This window comes from Opitutaceae bacterium TAV5, assembly GCA_000242935.3.
Classification (GTDB): Bacteria; Verrucomicrobiota; Verrucomicrobiia; order Opitutales; family Opitutaceae; genus Geminisphaera.
On record CP007053.1, the window covers coordinates 5,961,902 to 5,976,523 of the forward strand.

Here is a 14,622-nt window from a genome sequence, read left to right on the forward strand (position 1 = left end):
CTTGTTGGCCGCGGGCTCAGTCGTCACGTTCTGCCTCAACCGATTCATGAAAAGGGTTCCCCTGGTTATCGCTCTTCTCGTTCCGCTGCTTCCTGTCAGCGGGGCATGGTCACAACCTGTTGACAGCAACACACCCTGGTCCAGACAGTTCGAACAGTATGTGAGCGCTCCGATCCCGGCCGCGCCGGCGGGCGGCGGGATTTCTGCCGGATTCGACGCCTTGCTGCATGCGCTCCCCGAGCCCGTCCGCTGGCCGGTGCTCTGGCAGACCCTCGCCGAGGAAAAATCCCGCGCGACCCCCGGTTCGGACCAACAGCGCCGGCTCCAGGCCGGAGTCTGGCTGCTGGCCTGGCTCAACGGCGACCGCGAGACCCTTGCCCGCGAAATCGGCGAAAAACTTTCCGGCGAGCCGCTCGCGTCGGCCCCGGCCTTGCAAGCCCTGCAGCGCGCCGCCATCCCGGCGGCCGAACTTTCCCCCCGCGATCGCGTGCGGCGGTTCAACCAGGTGCTGGCCGATATCGAGAGTTCCTCCCAGCGGCCCTCCGTGCCGCCGCTGGTGCCGACGCCCGACATCGCGGCCTCGCTGACGCCGGCCACGGCGGAGGCCGTCCTCACCCGGGCGTTGCGGTTGCCCGTGGTGCTCGACCTGCGCAGCGCCGGCGCGGAAACCGCCGCGCTCGCCCGCAAGCTCGCGCTCGCCAACATCGCCACCTTGCAGGCTCCGCAATGGCTGCTGGCCGCCGACAGCCAGGGGGCCGACCTGTTCGAGGCGCTGGCCGACCGCTTCCGCGAAGGGAACGAACAACAGGCCGGCTATGCGCTGGCCCGCAATTATTATCTGGGCGCCCTCGTGCTCGCCAACCGGGTGGACGCCGCGCTCGGCCTGGTGGCCGGCCTGCCGCCGGCAGCGGTGGTGACGATTCCTGACGCAATCCGTGACGAGATCGTCCGTCGCAACCGCGGGGAAACACTCTGGCTCGTGCTCCAGGGCGTGACCCGGCGCGCGCCTTCGGGCGCGGCCTGGGATTCCTTTTTCCGGCTGTCGCAACATCTGGGCCGGCTGTCCGCCTTCGCCTCGCTGGCGCAGGAGATCGCCGATGACCGGGCACGCACGCCGGCGGTCCGCTTCCGGGCCGCCCGATCCCTGGCCGCCGCCGAGCTCGCCGCCGCCAATCCCGACGCCGGCATCGCCCGCCTCCGGAAGCTGCTCGCGGAAAAACAGGTGTTGCCCGCCATCCGCGACGAGCAGGCGTTTGTGGCCCGCCAGCTTCTGGAGATCGCCGACCTGCGCGGCGATGCCGCCCTTTTTGATGAAACCCTCGCGGCCGGCCGCGGCCTGCTCGAGGCGCGCCGGACGAGCCAGCCGGCTCTCTGGCCGGAGGCCGCCGGCGCGTTCGCCCGGCACCTGCTGGCGCTGAATCGCCCGGCCGAGGCGCTCGCCATCACGGCGATCGTCGCCGATCCCGCCGCCGGTGGCTCCTGGTCCCCCGCCGCCCGGCAGCAGCTCCTTGCCGACCACCTCGCGGCGCTCGTCGCCCTCGAAAAGTGGAGCGACGCCGTTGCGCTCCTGCGCGACAACCCCGGCTGGGGCGCGGCCGATCTGGCCGACCTGATACGCTCCGGAATCCGCTCCGGCGATACCCCTGCCGGTTATCTCGCGGCGCGGGCGCTCCTGGAAACCGGCGACAAATCCGCCGCCCGCCAGATCCTCGAAGCCCAGATTTTCGCCACCCCGTCTTTCGACGGCGCTTACCGGATATGGCTCGACATCGCGGGCATCGACGCGCTGTCGCTGCTCGACCGGCTCGTGCAGCAGGACCGGTACGAGCCGCGTCCGCTGATCTGGAAATCCCGGGTCGAGACGATGCTCGGCAACACCGAGGCGGCGCTGGCCACGCTGCGGATCGCCGCCGGCGTCGATCCGACCGACAACGCCAGTCCGCCCGCCGACCGGATGCGCGTGTACGAATTCGTTTCCGAGGCCCTGAAAAAGAAGGGCGACCTGGAGACGGCGGAGTTTTTTGCCAATGTCCTGAAGGCCGTCCGCCTCACGGCCGAAGGCGACCGGTGGAGCCAGGCCGGCCTCACGCCCCGGGGGCTGGAGCGTTACCAGGAGGCCCTGAAGTTTTTCCCGAATGCCAGCGCCGCGCTCTGGCGGGCGACCTTCGCCTTCGAGCGCCAGGGACGGCACGACGAGGCGATCACCGCGTTTCGCCGCGCCTGCGAATTCATGGCGGACAGCATCAACCGCCTCGGCAGCCCCTTCGTGGACGCCCCGGGTATCCGCTGGTTCGGCGGTCCGGCGACGCAGGCGATCGCCGAGGAAACGTTTGACAAACTTTCGCGGCGCCAGCCCGGCCGTCCGCAATTCGCTTTCCTGATGGGCATCCTGCGCGAGGAGCAGGGCCGGACGACGGAGGCGGTGAAGTTTTATCAGCGCGCGGTGCAGATCGATCCGTTCCAGCTCGGCGCGTGGGGCCGGCTGGCCGGACTCCTCGACCGCACGGACCTGTCCGCGAAGGATCGCGACGAGGTGTTTTTCAATATCCTGGAACTGGATCCGGCCGGCCGTTATTTCCGGCCCGACCTGTCCCGGGTGTCCGATCAGGAGCGGCTGTGGAAGCAGCTCGACAAAAACGAACGTCGCCGGGCAACGGTGGCCATCCCCGCCACCCTCTGGCCGCTCAAGGCCTCGGCCGCCCGCCTTGACGGCAACCCCGGGGCGCAGGCGGGCGTGTCTTCCGAAACCACGTCTTCCTCGCGCAACGATCCGGCACGCTGGCTGGGCCGCCAGGAGTTCGTGCGGACGCTGGAAGCGTACCTGCGAACGTTGCAGTGAGGTCTTGTTTCGCCGCTTCCGGCGTTCCAGGGTTGCTGTGCTTCACGCCAATGAAACCAACCCTGCTGCGCCTTCCGCGCCTTCTCTCCCTGTTCGGTCTTGTCGCACTCGCGACACTGTTTGCCGCCTTGCCGGCGCAACCGGTGGCTGCACCCGAATCCGCCGCCGGGCCGGCGGCCGATCCGGCCTTCGTCGTCGGTCCTGTGCCCGCCCACGCCTCCGCCCGCGTGGCCACCGTGCAGGTGCGCGTGGCGCCCGACCACCGCGACTGGACCTACCGGATTGGCGAACCGGTCCGGTTTACCGTCAACGTCACGGCCGATAACGAACCGCTCGAGGGCATTGTCGTCAGCTACCAGGTCGGACCGGAAAAGTTTCCCTCCGTGGCAAAAACCGCCGCCCTTCCTGCCGCCGGGCTCGTCATCGACGGCGGCACGCTGACGGAACCCGGTTTCCTGCGCTGCATCGTGACCGTGCAGGCCGGCGGCCGCACCTATCGCGGGCTCGCCACGGCCGGTTACGAACCCGAAAAGATCAAGCCCACCCAGACCGAGCCGGAGGATTTTGACGCGTTCTGGCAGGCCGGGCTCGACCAGCTCAGGACGGTGCCGCTCGATCCGACGATGCAACTCGTGCCGGAAAAAAGCACCGGCGCCTTCAACGTTTATCATGTGAGCTTCCGCACCGTCGGGCCGCAGGGACCGCAGTATTATTCGCGCATCTACGGCATGCTCTCCGTGCCGAAAGCCGCCGGCAAGTATCCGGCCATCCTGCACGTGCCCGGCGCCGGTGTGCGCCCGTACGGCGGCGCGCCGGCAGCGGGAGCGATCACCTTGCAGATCGGCATCCACGGCATCCCGGTCAACCTGCCCGGCGAACTCTACGACCAGCTCCGCACCGGCGCGCTCGACGGTTATCCGACCTACAATCTCGATAATCGCGACCGCTATTACTACCGGCGCGTTTTCCTGAGCTGCGTGCAGGCGAACAACTTCCTCACCTCGCAGCCCGAGTGGGACGGGAAAACCCTCGCCGTCAACGGCGGCAGCCAGGGCGGGCTGCTTGCGATCGTCACCACCGCGCTCGATCCGCGCGTCCGGTTCGTGGCCGCACACTACCCGGCCTACAGCGATGTCACCGGTTACCTGCACGGCCGCGCCGGCGGCTGGCCGCACATGTTCGCCCCGAAGGCGGACGGCAGCCGGAGCGATAACGCCACCCCCGAAAAGATCGCGACCACGGCCTACTACGATGCGGTGAATTTCGCCCGGCGGATCAAGGTGCCCGGTCACTACACCTGGGGCTACAACGACGAAACCTGCCCGCCCACCTCGATGTATTCGGCCTACAATGTGATCACCGCACAAAAGACCCTCACGCTCGCGCTCGAGGCCGGCCACTCGCCCGTGCCCGAGGAAAGCGCCGCGGCCAACGCCTGGCTGAGGAACAGCCTCGGTCTGAAATAGCTGGAGTGGAGCGGGAAGCGCGGATCTTTTCCCTCGTCCCGTAGCTGCCGACGCAAGTCGGCAGGCCGAATGCTCTTTGTCACGCCGGCGGCCTGCGAACTTGCGTTCGCAGCTACGGGCTTCCGGTCCGTGTGTCACCGCCTTCCCCTCGATACCGCCGCAAGAAATGCGCAATCCCCGCCAACCCTCGCTGAGGACGGGAGGCGGGGCGGGCGTATATTCCGGCATGATGATCCGCGAGTCCCACGTTGCCACTGCCTCCCCCTTTGCCTCGTCTCGCTCCGTCGTCGCCGACCTGCTGCGAAAATATGCGCAGCCGGTGCCCCGCTACACCTCGTACCCCAGCGCCAACCATTTTACCGACGACCTCGCCGCCATCGACGTGCGCCGGCTCATCGCCGACGACAACGCCCCCGGTTCGGCCGCCGCCTCCGAACCGCTCTCGCTGTACTTTCACCTGCCGTTCTGCCAGGCGCGCTGCTGGTTCTGCGGCTGTAACAACGTCATCACTACGCGCATCGACGCCGCGGCCGAATATCTCGACGACCTCATCGCGGAGATGTGCCTGACCGGCCGCCTCATCGATCGCTCCCGGCCCGTCACGCAGCTCCACCTCGGCGGCGGCACGCCCACGTTTTTCCCGGCCGACCAGCTCACGCGTTTCGCCGAAGCCGCGCACCGGCTTTTCCGTTTCGCGCCCGATGCCGAGATCAGCGTCGAGATCGACCCGCGCCACCTCGACGCGCCCCAGGTGCTGGCCTTCCGCGTGCTCGGCGCCCGCCGCGCCTCGCTCGGCGTGCAGGACACCGACCCGGCCGTGCAGGCCGCCATCCACCGCGTGCAGCCCCAGTCCGTCAACCGCCGCGCCGTGGACCTCCTGCGCGAAGCCGGTTTCACCTCGATCAACGTGGACCTCATCTACGGCCTGCCGCGCCAGACGATGAAGACGTTCAGCCACACCCTGGACGACGTGATCGCGCTCGACCCCGACCGGCTCTCCGTTTTCGGCTACGCCCACATCCCCTCGCTCAAGCCCGCCCAGCGCATCCTCGAACAGCAGGAAAACCTGCCCGGCTTCGAGGGGCGCCTCGCCCTGCAACAGCTCGCCCACGAACGCCTCCTCGCCGCCGGTTATGTCGATGTAGGGCTCGATCATTACGCCCGCCCCTGCGACGAACTTGCCCGCGCCACGCAGGAAGGGGCGCTGCACCGCAATTTCCAGGGTTACAGCACGCGCGCCGGCGCCTCGCTCTACGCATTCGGCATCTCGGCGATTTCCTCGACGCCGGAAGGTTACTGGCAAAACAGCAAGGACCTCTTCGCCTGGCGCGAAGCCATCGCCGCGCACCGCCTGCCGGCCGAACGCGGCTGGCGGCTCACGCCCGAGGACCAGCGCCGCCGTGCGATCATCATGGGCATCATGTGCGACCGGCATCTCGATTTCGGAAAACTCACCAGCGCGTTCGGGAAGGATTTTTCGACGGCCTACGCCGCGGAACTCGCCTCGCTGGCCGACCTCGAGGCCGATGGCGTGGTGGAGATCGATGACCACGGCCTGCGCGTGACGGAAACCGGCATGCCTCTCCTGCGTGTGGTCGCGCAGCGTTTCGACGCCTGGCGCCGCACGGGCACGCATGCGCAGCCGGTATGAGTTTCTTCTGCCCGCATTTTGTCCCTGCCACCGAACACTGCGAACGCGTTCGCAATCTCTGTGTGCCCGGCCGCGCCGGTTGCGTGGCCGCCCGCAACTCCGTCTTCGCCGTGCCGCCGCAGGAGCGCATCGAGGGCGCGGGCCGTCCGCCCAAATACCCGCCCGCTCCGCCGCTGCCGCCGCTGCGGCCGGGGCGGACATGAGAGACATGGTCGCCTTGTGGTTCGTATTGCCCGGGCAATTTTGCGGTAATCGGCGATTACCTGCCCGGACGTCTGGTGATAGGCAACGTCAGGCATTCGCAGATCGGATGCCGGGGGCGTCTGCGGTTTTCAGGAGCGGATACACAAGCTTTATGACGAGGAGGGGACGCTCATGATGGACAGTCCGCCAGGTATCTTGTGGGGAAGAAGATTCAGAGAGCTCGCCAGCGCGGCGGCGCGGCCGACGGATTCGCCCATTTGCACAGCATTGCCGGTGACCCGGTAACTGGCGTGCGCGAAAAAATCTCCGCTGATGCAACGCCCTGCCAGCATCAATCCATCCACGTCGGCCGCTATGGCGGCGCGTAGCGGGATCTGATAGGGTCGCACCTGAATGTTGCCGTTGTGATAACTCTTCCCCTTCGCGGGGCTGGTGCTGTGGATGTCCACGCAGAACGTCACGTCGCAAATCGCGTCGTCATGCCGCCGTCCGCCGGCGATGTCGGCGGCCGTGACTGTATAGAGTCCACGGATACGCCGTGCCTCGCGCACGCCGATTTGCGCGGCGGTGGCCACGAGTTGCACTCCTGCCCATGCGCCGCCGGAGTGCCGCAGCGCGGCGATGATCGCATGGAGTTCGGCGCGCGCCCCGATGGTCGCTTGCGTGAGATCGCCGGCGTCGAGCGCCGAGCGTCCGTATTGGTGCGTGGCCATCAAGGCAAAGAGGTCATTGCGAATGTGGAACAGTGTTGGCGATGCGTAGGACGGGCTGTGGCCGTGCGCCTCAAGATGCGCGCGCAGCGCGTGCTTGGCTGCCTCCTGTTTGCGGGGATCCCGGGTGTCGTGATATTCGCCGATGGCGCCGGCGTTCACTCCGGTAACAAGCGCCATGAGGCTCATCGGCTGCGTCTCGCCGGTTTCCGGATGACCGATCTCGAAGCGACAGCCCGCCCGGGCGGCCAGATCGCCGTCGCCGCTGGCGTCGATGAACACATTGGCCGACCATGCTTGGCGCCCGCTCCTGGATTCGACGATGGCGTGAGTAAGCCGGCCCTGTGCCCCGGCCCGCATGCCGATGTGCGAATCAATGCGCGCGGCGACGACGTGACTGTGCAGGAGCACGCGCACACCCGCCTCGGCCGCCATCTCGTCGAGGACGAGTTTCATGCACTCGCAATCATACGCGGATGAGGTAGCCATGCCACCGATACGCATGAGGCGTTCTTTGATTTCCGCCATGAGGCCGGTCTTGTTTTCGTGGTCGATCAGCCAGCTCAGGCAGCCGCTGGTCCACACTCCACCGAGGCAGCCGTGCGCTTCCACGAGAGTGACGCGCGCGCCTTCACGCGCGGCGGAGACGGCGGCGGCGATCCCGGCGGGGCCGCCTCCGCACACGAAAACATCGCAGTGACCGGCAAGTGGTGTGTTGAGGTGTTCAGAGATTGTTTCGGAGCGTGTTCTGTTGATTCCGCGCATGGTCACGAATGCATGCCGCCATACGCCGCCGTGCATGAGTAGGAGATTCGCGCGAAATATTACACGAAATTGATTCCACTGCCTGCCGTCGCTAGGATGCGTTTCGGTAATCGCGAGGGCTCCGTCCGGTGTATTTCGTGAAAAGACGCGTGAAATAGGCGGGTGACGCAAAACCTGTCTTGAGGGCGATTTCGTTGACTGGATGCAACGTGTCGCGCAGCAGGAGTTGGGCGCGCTCCATGCGCATGCTGTTGTAGTAGGTGAGCGGGCTGATCCCATAGGCGTGGGTGAACACGCGGCAGAGATGCGGGTAGCTGAAGCCCAGCTTCGTCAGTTCCTCTTCGAGCGGAAGCCGGGCGGTTTTCACGTCGTCCAGCATCCGGTTGAGTCTCTCGCGGATACGGGAGGCGAGGTGCCGTTGCGCGTCGCCGGTCTCGTTGCGGCTGTTGTCGGATTTTGGCAGATACCCCGTCTGTTCGCCGAGCAGATCGACAAGAATTTCGAGCAGCAGTGCGCGGCACGAAGCACGTTCTCGCGCGGTGCCGTTGTTCCATCGCTCGCCCAAGCGGTCAAAGGCCTGGAGCGTGCTGGCGGGGGCCGGAATCGGACCGTGAAAAATCCTGTCCGCCGGGATAAATTCCGGCGCGTGTCTCACGAGTTCTGAACGGGGTTTTCCTGGAAAGTAGCAGTTCACCGGCATTGATGGCAGGAGCGGCGGTTCCTGGTAAGCCCAGTCAAAGTGCATCCAGCGCAGGACGATCTTCCCTCGCGAAGTCTGGTTGGCAGAGTGCCGCCAGTTGCACGGTTTTATGATGAACGATCCCGGTTCATTAACGATGGGCGCCGCTCCCTCGAAACGTGTTTCGCAGGCTCCCTGTTCCACGAGCACGAGGGCTTGATTGTAGATGATGCGCGTGGGGCCGATCCAGCCGCGTGTCGCCTCGACGCCGATGCTGTGAATGTGCGGGGAAATGAGTTCGAGAAAATGAGGCATGATGGCGATTGGAGGTTCGTGAGATCTGGCGACCAGATCAAATACGTGCAAGTATCATCGGGTTTTTCCCATCGTAATTCCGGCGCCGGCGGAAGCAGGCTGGCGTCATGGTTGTTGCCCGAAACGAAAAAACCTCCCTGTTGCCCCGCCGGTTGCGAGCCATCTGTTTTTCGGCTGTCCGCTTCGCGGCGTGCTTGCTCGCCGGTGGCTTGCTGACAAAGGGCATGTTCGCGGCCTCGGAGGAATGGGGGAAGGACAGGCCGCGTCCGGCGGGCGGCAACTGGCGGTTTTCGTGCCGGTTGGAAAACGTGGGCGCGGATGATGCGGCATGGGTGGAATTGCGCGATGCCACCGGCGGCAGACTTTATCGCGCGGGAGTCGCGGGTGGACGCAGCCGGCTGGAGCAGTGGCAGGCTGGCGCATGGAAACGGCTTTGGACTGGCGAGCCTCCGGCCGATGAGGCCATCACGGGAAGCGGGCTCGACGCCGCGCGTCGCACGGAGGGCGTCGGTGTATTCTGTTTCAACGGCTACCTTTTCATCGAGGTGGGCGAGCCGGGCGACGTTCGTCATGTGGTGCCGCCGCCGGATGTGGCCGTTCAGGGCGACATTGATCCGAGCACGGGCAAGGTTTTTGAGGCGGGCACACCGGCGGGCACGCCTGCTCCAGGCGAGATCGACTGGACGGTGCGTGCGGGAACAAGCGCCGCCGGAGTGAAGCCGCGTATCGTGGATATTGCGTTTGCGAAAGGAAGCAGGCCGCAGGTGAAAAGGGCTCCGGATGCGCCTCCGTTGCAGCGGGAGGCGATCGCGTGTTACATTCCGTGGTTCCCGGCGGATTTCACCGCGCTCGGGTATCAACGACAGAATGATTTCCCGGTGGTGCCGCTGCGGGCGGAAGCGGGTTACGATGTGCTGGCGGAGGAGTTTCGACTCATGGCGGCGGGCGGAGTCACGGCGGTGAGTGCGGACATTGTGTTTTTTACGCCGGACCGGGTGAGGGCGGGCATCGTGACGTTCAAGCGATTTTTGAAAACGGCACGGTCCGCCGGATTGGGCGAGTTCAGGGTGGCGCCGTTCGTCGAGCTGAAAAATATCCCGATGGCGGTCGCCGCCGCACTCTACATGATGGAGCGCATGGGCGACGATCCGGCGTGGCTGCGCACCGGAAGGCGAGGGGAGACGGGTGGGCTTCCGGTTTTCCTGACGTATCACCATCCCGTGCATTTGAAGATGACGCCGGAACTATGGAAGTCGTTGCTCGAAGGAGTCAGGGAGGGCGGACGCGATGCGTATTGGGTTTACAACTTCGACGGGCTCACGCCTGCCCTGACCGGTCGCGTGGACAGGAGTGAAGCGGATAAAATCATGCCTGTGTCGGACGCGGTTTTCCATTTTGGAGGAGCTTCGCTGCGGGACAGCGCGGGGTTCACGAAGTTTATCCGGGAACAGTTCTCCCAAAAATACCCCAAGGTCGCGGTCGGAGCGTCCGTGCATGTCGGCTACTACGCGGCGCGCACCTACAGCCGGAACTTGATTTCACCGCGCCACACCGAGGAATTGCGCGAGATGTGGGCTCTGGCAGAGGAGGGGCGCCCCGATTTCATCCACCTGACCACGTGGAATGACTGGAACGAGGCGACGACGTTCTGCCCGTCGTTTGGCGATGCAGGCAGCCGCTTGGAAATCATGGGACGGCTTCTTGCCGGTTTTTTGGGGAAACCGCTGCCTGAGGGGAAACCGGGAGTTCCCGAACTGGTTCTCTCTTACCGCAAGTCGGTCTATCCCGGAGAGCCGCTGAGGCTGGAGGTGTTGCCATTGCCGACGCAAAATTCGGAGCGACTGCGCGAGGTGAGGTGCGAGGTGATGGTCACGGAGGCGGCATCCGGGCGCGTGGTCCTGCGCGCTACGAGCCCGGCGCTGGTCATGGATGCAAGCGCGGCGCGCGGAGCGATGCGCCCTTGGTATGCAGGGATCGAGGATGAGAAGAGCGAAAACGCGCTACAGGCTCCGGGCGTGCTGCGGGTGGCGGCACGGGCATGGGTGGATGGCCGCGAAATCCGCTACCACCACCTGCCCGACGTTGTCGTCAGCGAGCCGGAAGGGAGCAATGACCAGCTGTTTTATTCGGTGCCGCTTCACCGCCTTGCCGGACCGGAGAGGCGGGTGCGGCTGGAAATCAATGGACGCGATGGCCGTGGCGATGCGAATGGCGACGTGACTACAAGCACCGTCACGGGCTCGGGCCTGTATGGCGTGCGCTATGAAGTCTCCGGACCGGGTGCGGCAGATACGCTTGTCGCCGGGATGAAGCGTGGGCATCTGATGCGGTTTCTCGCTCCGCTTTCATGCGACGGCGCGGAAGTCGTGGAACTTGATCAACCGGTGCGCCTGGCGATCCGGAGACCGCAGGCAACAACGGCCAGGGCGAACGGCCGTGGGTCGCGTCTGGTCGCGGAGTCATCGGGCCGCTGGACGCTGTCGGAGCGTGGGGCGGATTATTTTTCGGCTCTCGCGCGCTTCGAGGATGGTTCCTGGGCCTGGTCGCCAACGGTGCTTGCCGCGCCGCCGGTCCCTGCGACTGCGGTGCTGGCCGATTGGGTGTTTTCCGGGCCGAAACCCGCGCTGATGGGCAACGTCGCCGGGCTCAACAAGCCGCGCAACATCATCGAAGACCGCTCGATTTACCGGCAGGATCTTACGTTGCCCGAAAAGAACGGACTGCGCTTCGTCACACTGTCCGGCAGCGGGCGCGCCTGCCAGTTTGACGGGAACACGGTGTTGAGGGCCGAGCCGGATACGGCGGGCAACGGGCCTGTTGCCATCGAGGTGCTGTTCAGTCCCGGCCAAGCCGGACGCCACGAAACGGTTTGCTGGCAGCGGGGAGCACAGGCGGGGCTTGTCGTCGATGCAGCAGGACATCTGGTGGCGTCGCGGTTGCCTGAGCTTCGCAAGCATCCGAGGCCGTTTGTGGAGGTGCGCAGCAGACGTCCGCTGGAGACCGGACGGTTTTGTCATGCGGTGGCGCAGTTCACGGGATCGGCTTTGGAGCTTTGGATCGACGGCGAGTTGCAGGAGCGCCAACCGTGTGTCGGCACGCGTTCCACGGAAGGATTTTCCATCGGCGGCAATTCCGGCGGGCGCACCGCAGCCACCGCGGTGGACGAAATGCCATCCGAGGGTTTTTTTACCGGGCGCCTCGCCAGGTTGACCATTTACGGACGAAGCCTGCCCGAATCTGTCGTCAAGGATCTCCACCGCGTCGCCAGGCAGCTTCCTTTTTTTGAGACGAACCCACAATGAACGAACAATCTACACGCCTCCGGCCAACGCGAGCGCTTCCCATGCTCGCTTGTATCATGATGTCAGTGACAAGCTGCGCTTTCGGGGATGTCGCTTCAGGCTCTGGCTGGGCTATTTATGATGGCTTTGATTATCGCACGCAGGCGCTCGATGGTTCCGACGGGGGAAAAGGGCCGTGGAAAACGGAATGGCGGAAGAGCGCGGCTGGTGGAGTGGCGCTGCTGGCTCCGGGATTTGAATACAAAGACGGAGACGGTTGGCAACTGGCGGTCTATGGCCGGCGTGCGCAGCTCAGCAGCAATGTCACGGCGGGCGCGTATCGTGATTTCGATGCCAGCAGCGCCGGCTTGATTCCCGGCGGCGAAGAGGGCGGTGGAAAGGGGGTTCTCTGGATGTCGTTCCTGGCACAGATTGAGGGCGGCCCTTTTGAGAATAGCGGTGACGAGATCTCGTTTCAATTACGCGCGGCCAAGGACCTGCCGCTGCTGACTGTTGGCGTGATGGGACGTCTGAACGAGTGGCGCATCCGGGCGGAAGGCATCACGAAAGTTTTTTCCCGGGGAGCGGCCAAACGTCCGCCCGAAATGCTCTCCTGGATCGTGATTCGGGTGGACGTGGACAATGCGCCTGGCGTGTCCGATGCAGTGCATCTCTGGGTAAATCCTCGCGGTCCGCGCGAGCCATCCGTCTCCTTGGCCAATGCCCGCATCGTCGGGCAGGATCTGTGGGGAGCGGAGCATCCGTTCCAGCCGGTGCGTTTGCGAATCGGAACCATTGGCACAGCCAAGGGTGGCCCGGAAAAACATCTTGCCTGGGACGAGATCAGGCTGGGACGGAGCTTTGCCGATGTGGCTCCGGCAGCGCGGACGCCGGGCGATTGAGAACCACGATCATTTTCCCGTTCGGGCAACCGGATGGCTCACCAACAACACATAAAATTCCAATAATACTTCTGTTTTATGAAACCAGACATCATATCTTCCTCCCGGCGTTTTGCCGCCGGTTTGTTCGCGGCACTGCTCCTGCCGCTCTCTGCCGCGGCGTCCGTCCTGCTTTACGACGGATTCGATTATGAGGCAGGTTCGCTTGCCGGGAAAAACGGTGGCGAGGGCTTCAAAACCGCGTGGACGAATTCAGGCGCGTCTACGGCTAATGACGTCATTGCGAGCGGATCGTCATATACCGATGCCGGCGGCAACGATCTCTTCGTGAAAGGCGGCAAACTTGTCGTTTCAGCGGCGAACAGCGGAATTTATCGCACGCTTGATCCCATAACCGCGGCAGCCAATACAACGACGACCTGGTGGCTTTCATTCATTGGCAGCACCAGTGGCACGCCGGCAGGCGGAGCCGCCAATAACGCGGTGCTCTCATTGCGTGATGCCAATACGGAATTGCTTTCGGTTGGAGCGATCGGCGGGTCGAATGCATGGCGCGTGAGCAGCAACGCAACCTACAGTTCCACCAATGTCGCGGCATCAACATCGGAGGCATTTGTCGTGATTCGTATCGATGTTGACACGACTGCGGGTGGAGCGGACTCCATCCATCTCTGGCTCAATCCGGACATCGGTGACGAGGCACCTCTGGCTTCCACTGCAGCCAGTTCCATCACCGGCAACTTTTGGGATGTATTTTCCCTCAATCTCCTGCGCATTGGCGCCTCGGGCAGCTTCACCGGCATAGCCCTGGACGAATTGCGCCTGGGCACGGATTTTGCCTCGGTGGCGCCGCAGGCGGTGCCCGAACCTGCCGTGCTGGCGACGCTGTTTGGCGGAGTCGCACTGTTGGCTGCGTTTGTCTCCCGCCGATCCGGAAAATAAATACCCCCTCCGCTTTCTCCCTTCATTCCCAGGATCATGAAAAATCGTGCCTTCACCCTTGTCGAACTGCTCACGGTAATCGCCATCATCGGCATCCTTGCGGCCATCATCATCATTCCCGTGACTGCCCGGGTGCGGGAGCAGGCAAGGACCACCCGTTGCCTGGCGCAGATGAGGCAGGTTGGCAGTGCGTTCCTGATGTATGTGAACGACAATCGCGGCTACCTTCCCGTGCAGAGCACGCCTACGGCGCAATGGGATGCGGAGGGGAGCTGGACGTACGCGCTTTTTCCGTATGTGGACAACCGGGCTTTGTTTACCTGCCCGGAAAATCAGACGAAACAGGTGGATGCGCGGGTGCCGGTGAATCCCATGTACAATCCCTATGTCTCGGCGAGGTTGACGACTCCGGTTGGCGCGCCGGTCAATGTATCTCGCTCCCGGAAGCCGACGCGCGATGTGATCATGGTGGAAGAATGGTATGCCTCACTGGGAAATGCCATCACTGCTTCCCAGTCGGCGAACGCTCCTGATGCGCACTGGTATCCGCATGACGGTAAAACCAAACGATCGACGCTGTATGTGGATGGCCATGTAAAACTGACGCCACGCGGAGGCATCCTTCATAATGGCGTGAATGGTGAATGCGAGTGGGAGTGGCCGCGGTTCTAGGCCGGCCACGCTGGCGACAAGACCCGTTGCAAGCGCCGAAAGCGAGGGCGATAACGGCCTGTTTGCCAAGGGCAGGCTTGCGCCGGCATCCGGCCTGCTGGACGTGTCCTGCATCAAAAATCTTTTCGCCGGGCGGGAAATAATCCGGTTTGCCGCCATCGTGACGGCGGGCGAGTGTCCCGCCTTTTATATCCGA

General features: G+C 64.6%; 10 protein-coding genes. 8 read left to right on the forward strand and 2 right to left on the reverse strand.

Translation table 11 applies throughout. The annotated features are described in order from the left end of the window. Window positions 1–46 precede the first annotated feature (46 nt). The 4 genes from OPIT5_25250 (at window position 47) to OPIT5_25265 (ending at window position 6,159) form a co-directional block, all read left to right on the forward strand. Window positions 47–2,839, forward strand: a complete 2,793-nt coding sequence (locus OPIT5_25250) for a hypothetical protein (GenBank protein AHF93021.1) — start codon at window positions 47–49, stop codon at window positions 2,837–2,839. A 236-nt stretch (window positions 2,840–3,075) separates the two neighbouring features. Beyond that, entirely contained in the window at window positions 3,076–4,305 is a 1,230-nt protein-coding gene (locus OPIT5_25255; protein AHF93022.1) for a cephalosporin-C deacetylase, read from the forward strand. A 166-nt stretch (window positions 4,306–4,471) separates the two neighbouring features. After that, window positions 4,472–5,956 (forward strand): coproporphyrinogen III oxidase, encoded by a 1,485-nt coding sequence (locus tag OPIT5_25260; GenBank protein AHF93023.1) that lies wholly within the window; start codon window positions 4,472–4,474, stop codon window positions 5,954–5,956. Further along, window positions 5,953–6,159, forward strand: a complete 207-nt coding sequence (locus tag OPIT5_25265; GenBank protein ID AHF93024.1) for a hypothetical protein — start codon at window positions 5,953–5,955, stop codon at window positions 6,157–6,159. The genes OPIT5_25260 and OPIT5_25265 overlap by 4 nt, the downstream gene beginning before the upstream one ends. 150 nt (window positions 6,160–6,309) lie before the next feature. On the opposite strand, the gene OPIT5_25270 is transcribed toward OPIT5_25265, so the two are convergent. Both OPIT5_25270 and OPIT5_25275 read right to left on the reverse strand, forming a co-directional pair. Beyond that, window positions 6,310–7,671 carry a glucose-inhibited division protein A gene (locus tag OPIT5_25270; GenBank protein AHF93025.1) on the reverse strand — a complete coding sequence of 454 codons (1,362 nt, stop codon included), beginning with the start codon at window positions 7,669–7,671 and terminating at the stop codon, window positions 6,310–6,312. Window positions 7,672–7,726: 55 nt separating this feature from the next. After that, window positions 7,727–8,629 carry an AraC family transcriptional regulator gene (locus OPIT5_25275; protein ID AHF93026.1) on the reverse strand — a complete coding sequence of 301 codons (903 nt, stop codon included), beginning with the start codon at window positions 8,627–8,629 and terminating at the stop codon, window positions 7,727–7,729. A 107-nt stretch (window positions 8,630–8,736) separates the two neighbouring features. Between OPIT5_25275 and OPIT5_25280 the strand changes: the two genes are divergently transcribed. From OPIT5_25280 to OPIT5_25295, 4 genes are all read left to right on the forward strand, one after another. Then, on the forward strand, window positions 8,737–11,931 hold the full coding sequence (locus OPIT5_25280) for a hypothetical protein (GenBank protein AHF93027.1): 3,195 nt from the start codon (window positions 8,737–8,739) through the stop codon (window positions 11,929–11,931). 41 nt (window positions 11,932–11,972) lie between these two features. Next, the gene (locus tag OPIT5_25285) at window positions 11,973–12,812 is read left to right on the forward strand and encodes a hypothetical protein (protein ID AHF93028.1); all 840 of its coding nucleotides are present in this window, start codon (window positions 11,973–11,975) and stop codon (window positions 12,810–12,812) included. Between the two features lie 78 nt (window positions 12,813–12,890). Next, window positions 12,891–13,754 carry an anchor protein gene (locus tag OPIT5_25290; GenBank protein ID AHF93029.1) on the forward strand — a complete coding sequence of 288 codons (864 nt, stop codon included), beginning with the start codon at window positions 12,891–12,893 and terminating at the stop codon, window positions 13,752–13,754. A 36-nt stretch (window positions 13,755–13,790) separates the two neighbouring features. Then, the gene (locus tag OPIT5_25295) at window positions 13,791–14,426 is read left to right on the forward strand and encodes an N-terminal cleavage protein (protein AHF93030.1); all 636 of its coding nucleotides are present in this window, start codon (window positions 13,791–13,793) and stop codon (window positions 14,424–14,426) included. The last annotated feature ends 196 nt before the right edge of the window (window positions 14,427–14,622 follow it).

Coding starts and splice junctions, on each gene's coding strand:
- OPIT5_25250 (AHF93021.1), top strand. CDS start 47: ATGAAAAGGGTTCCCCTGGTTATCGCTCTTCTCGTTCCGCTGCTTCCT.
- OPIT5_25260 (AHF93023.1), top strand. CDS start 4,472: ATGCGCAATCCCCGCCAACCCTCGCTGAGGACGGGAGGCGGGGCGGGC.
- OPIT5_25265 (AHF93024.1), top strand. CDS start 5,953: ATGAGTTTCTTCTGCCCGCATTTTGTCCCTGCCACCGAACACTGCGAA.
- OPIT5_25270 (AHF93025.1), bottom strand. CDS start 7,671: ATGCACGGCGGCGTATGGCGGCATGCATTCGTGACCATGCGCGGAATC.
- OPIT5_25275 (AHF93026.1), bottom strand. CDS start 8,629: ATGCCTCATTTTCTCGAACTCATTTCCCCGCACATTCACAGCATCGGC.
- OPIT5_25280 (AHF93027.1), top strand. CDS start 8,737: ATGGTTGTTGCCCGAAACGAAAAAACCTCCCTGTTGCCCCGCCGGTTG.
- OPIT5_25285 (AHF93028.1), top strand. CDS start 11,973: ATGCTCGCTTGTATCATGATGTCAGTGACAAGCTGCGCTTTCGGGGAT.
- OPIT5_25290 (AHF93029.1), top strand. CDS start 12,891: ATGAAACCAGACATCATATCTTCCTCCCGGCGTTTTGCCGCCGGTTTG.
- OPIT5_25295 (AHF93030.1), top strand. CDS start 13,791: ATGAAAAATCGTGCCTTCACCCTTGTCGAACTGCTCACGGTAATCGCC.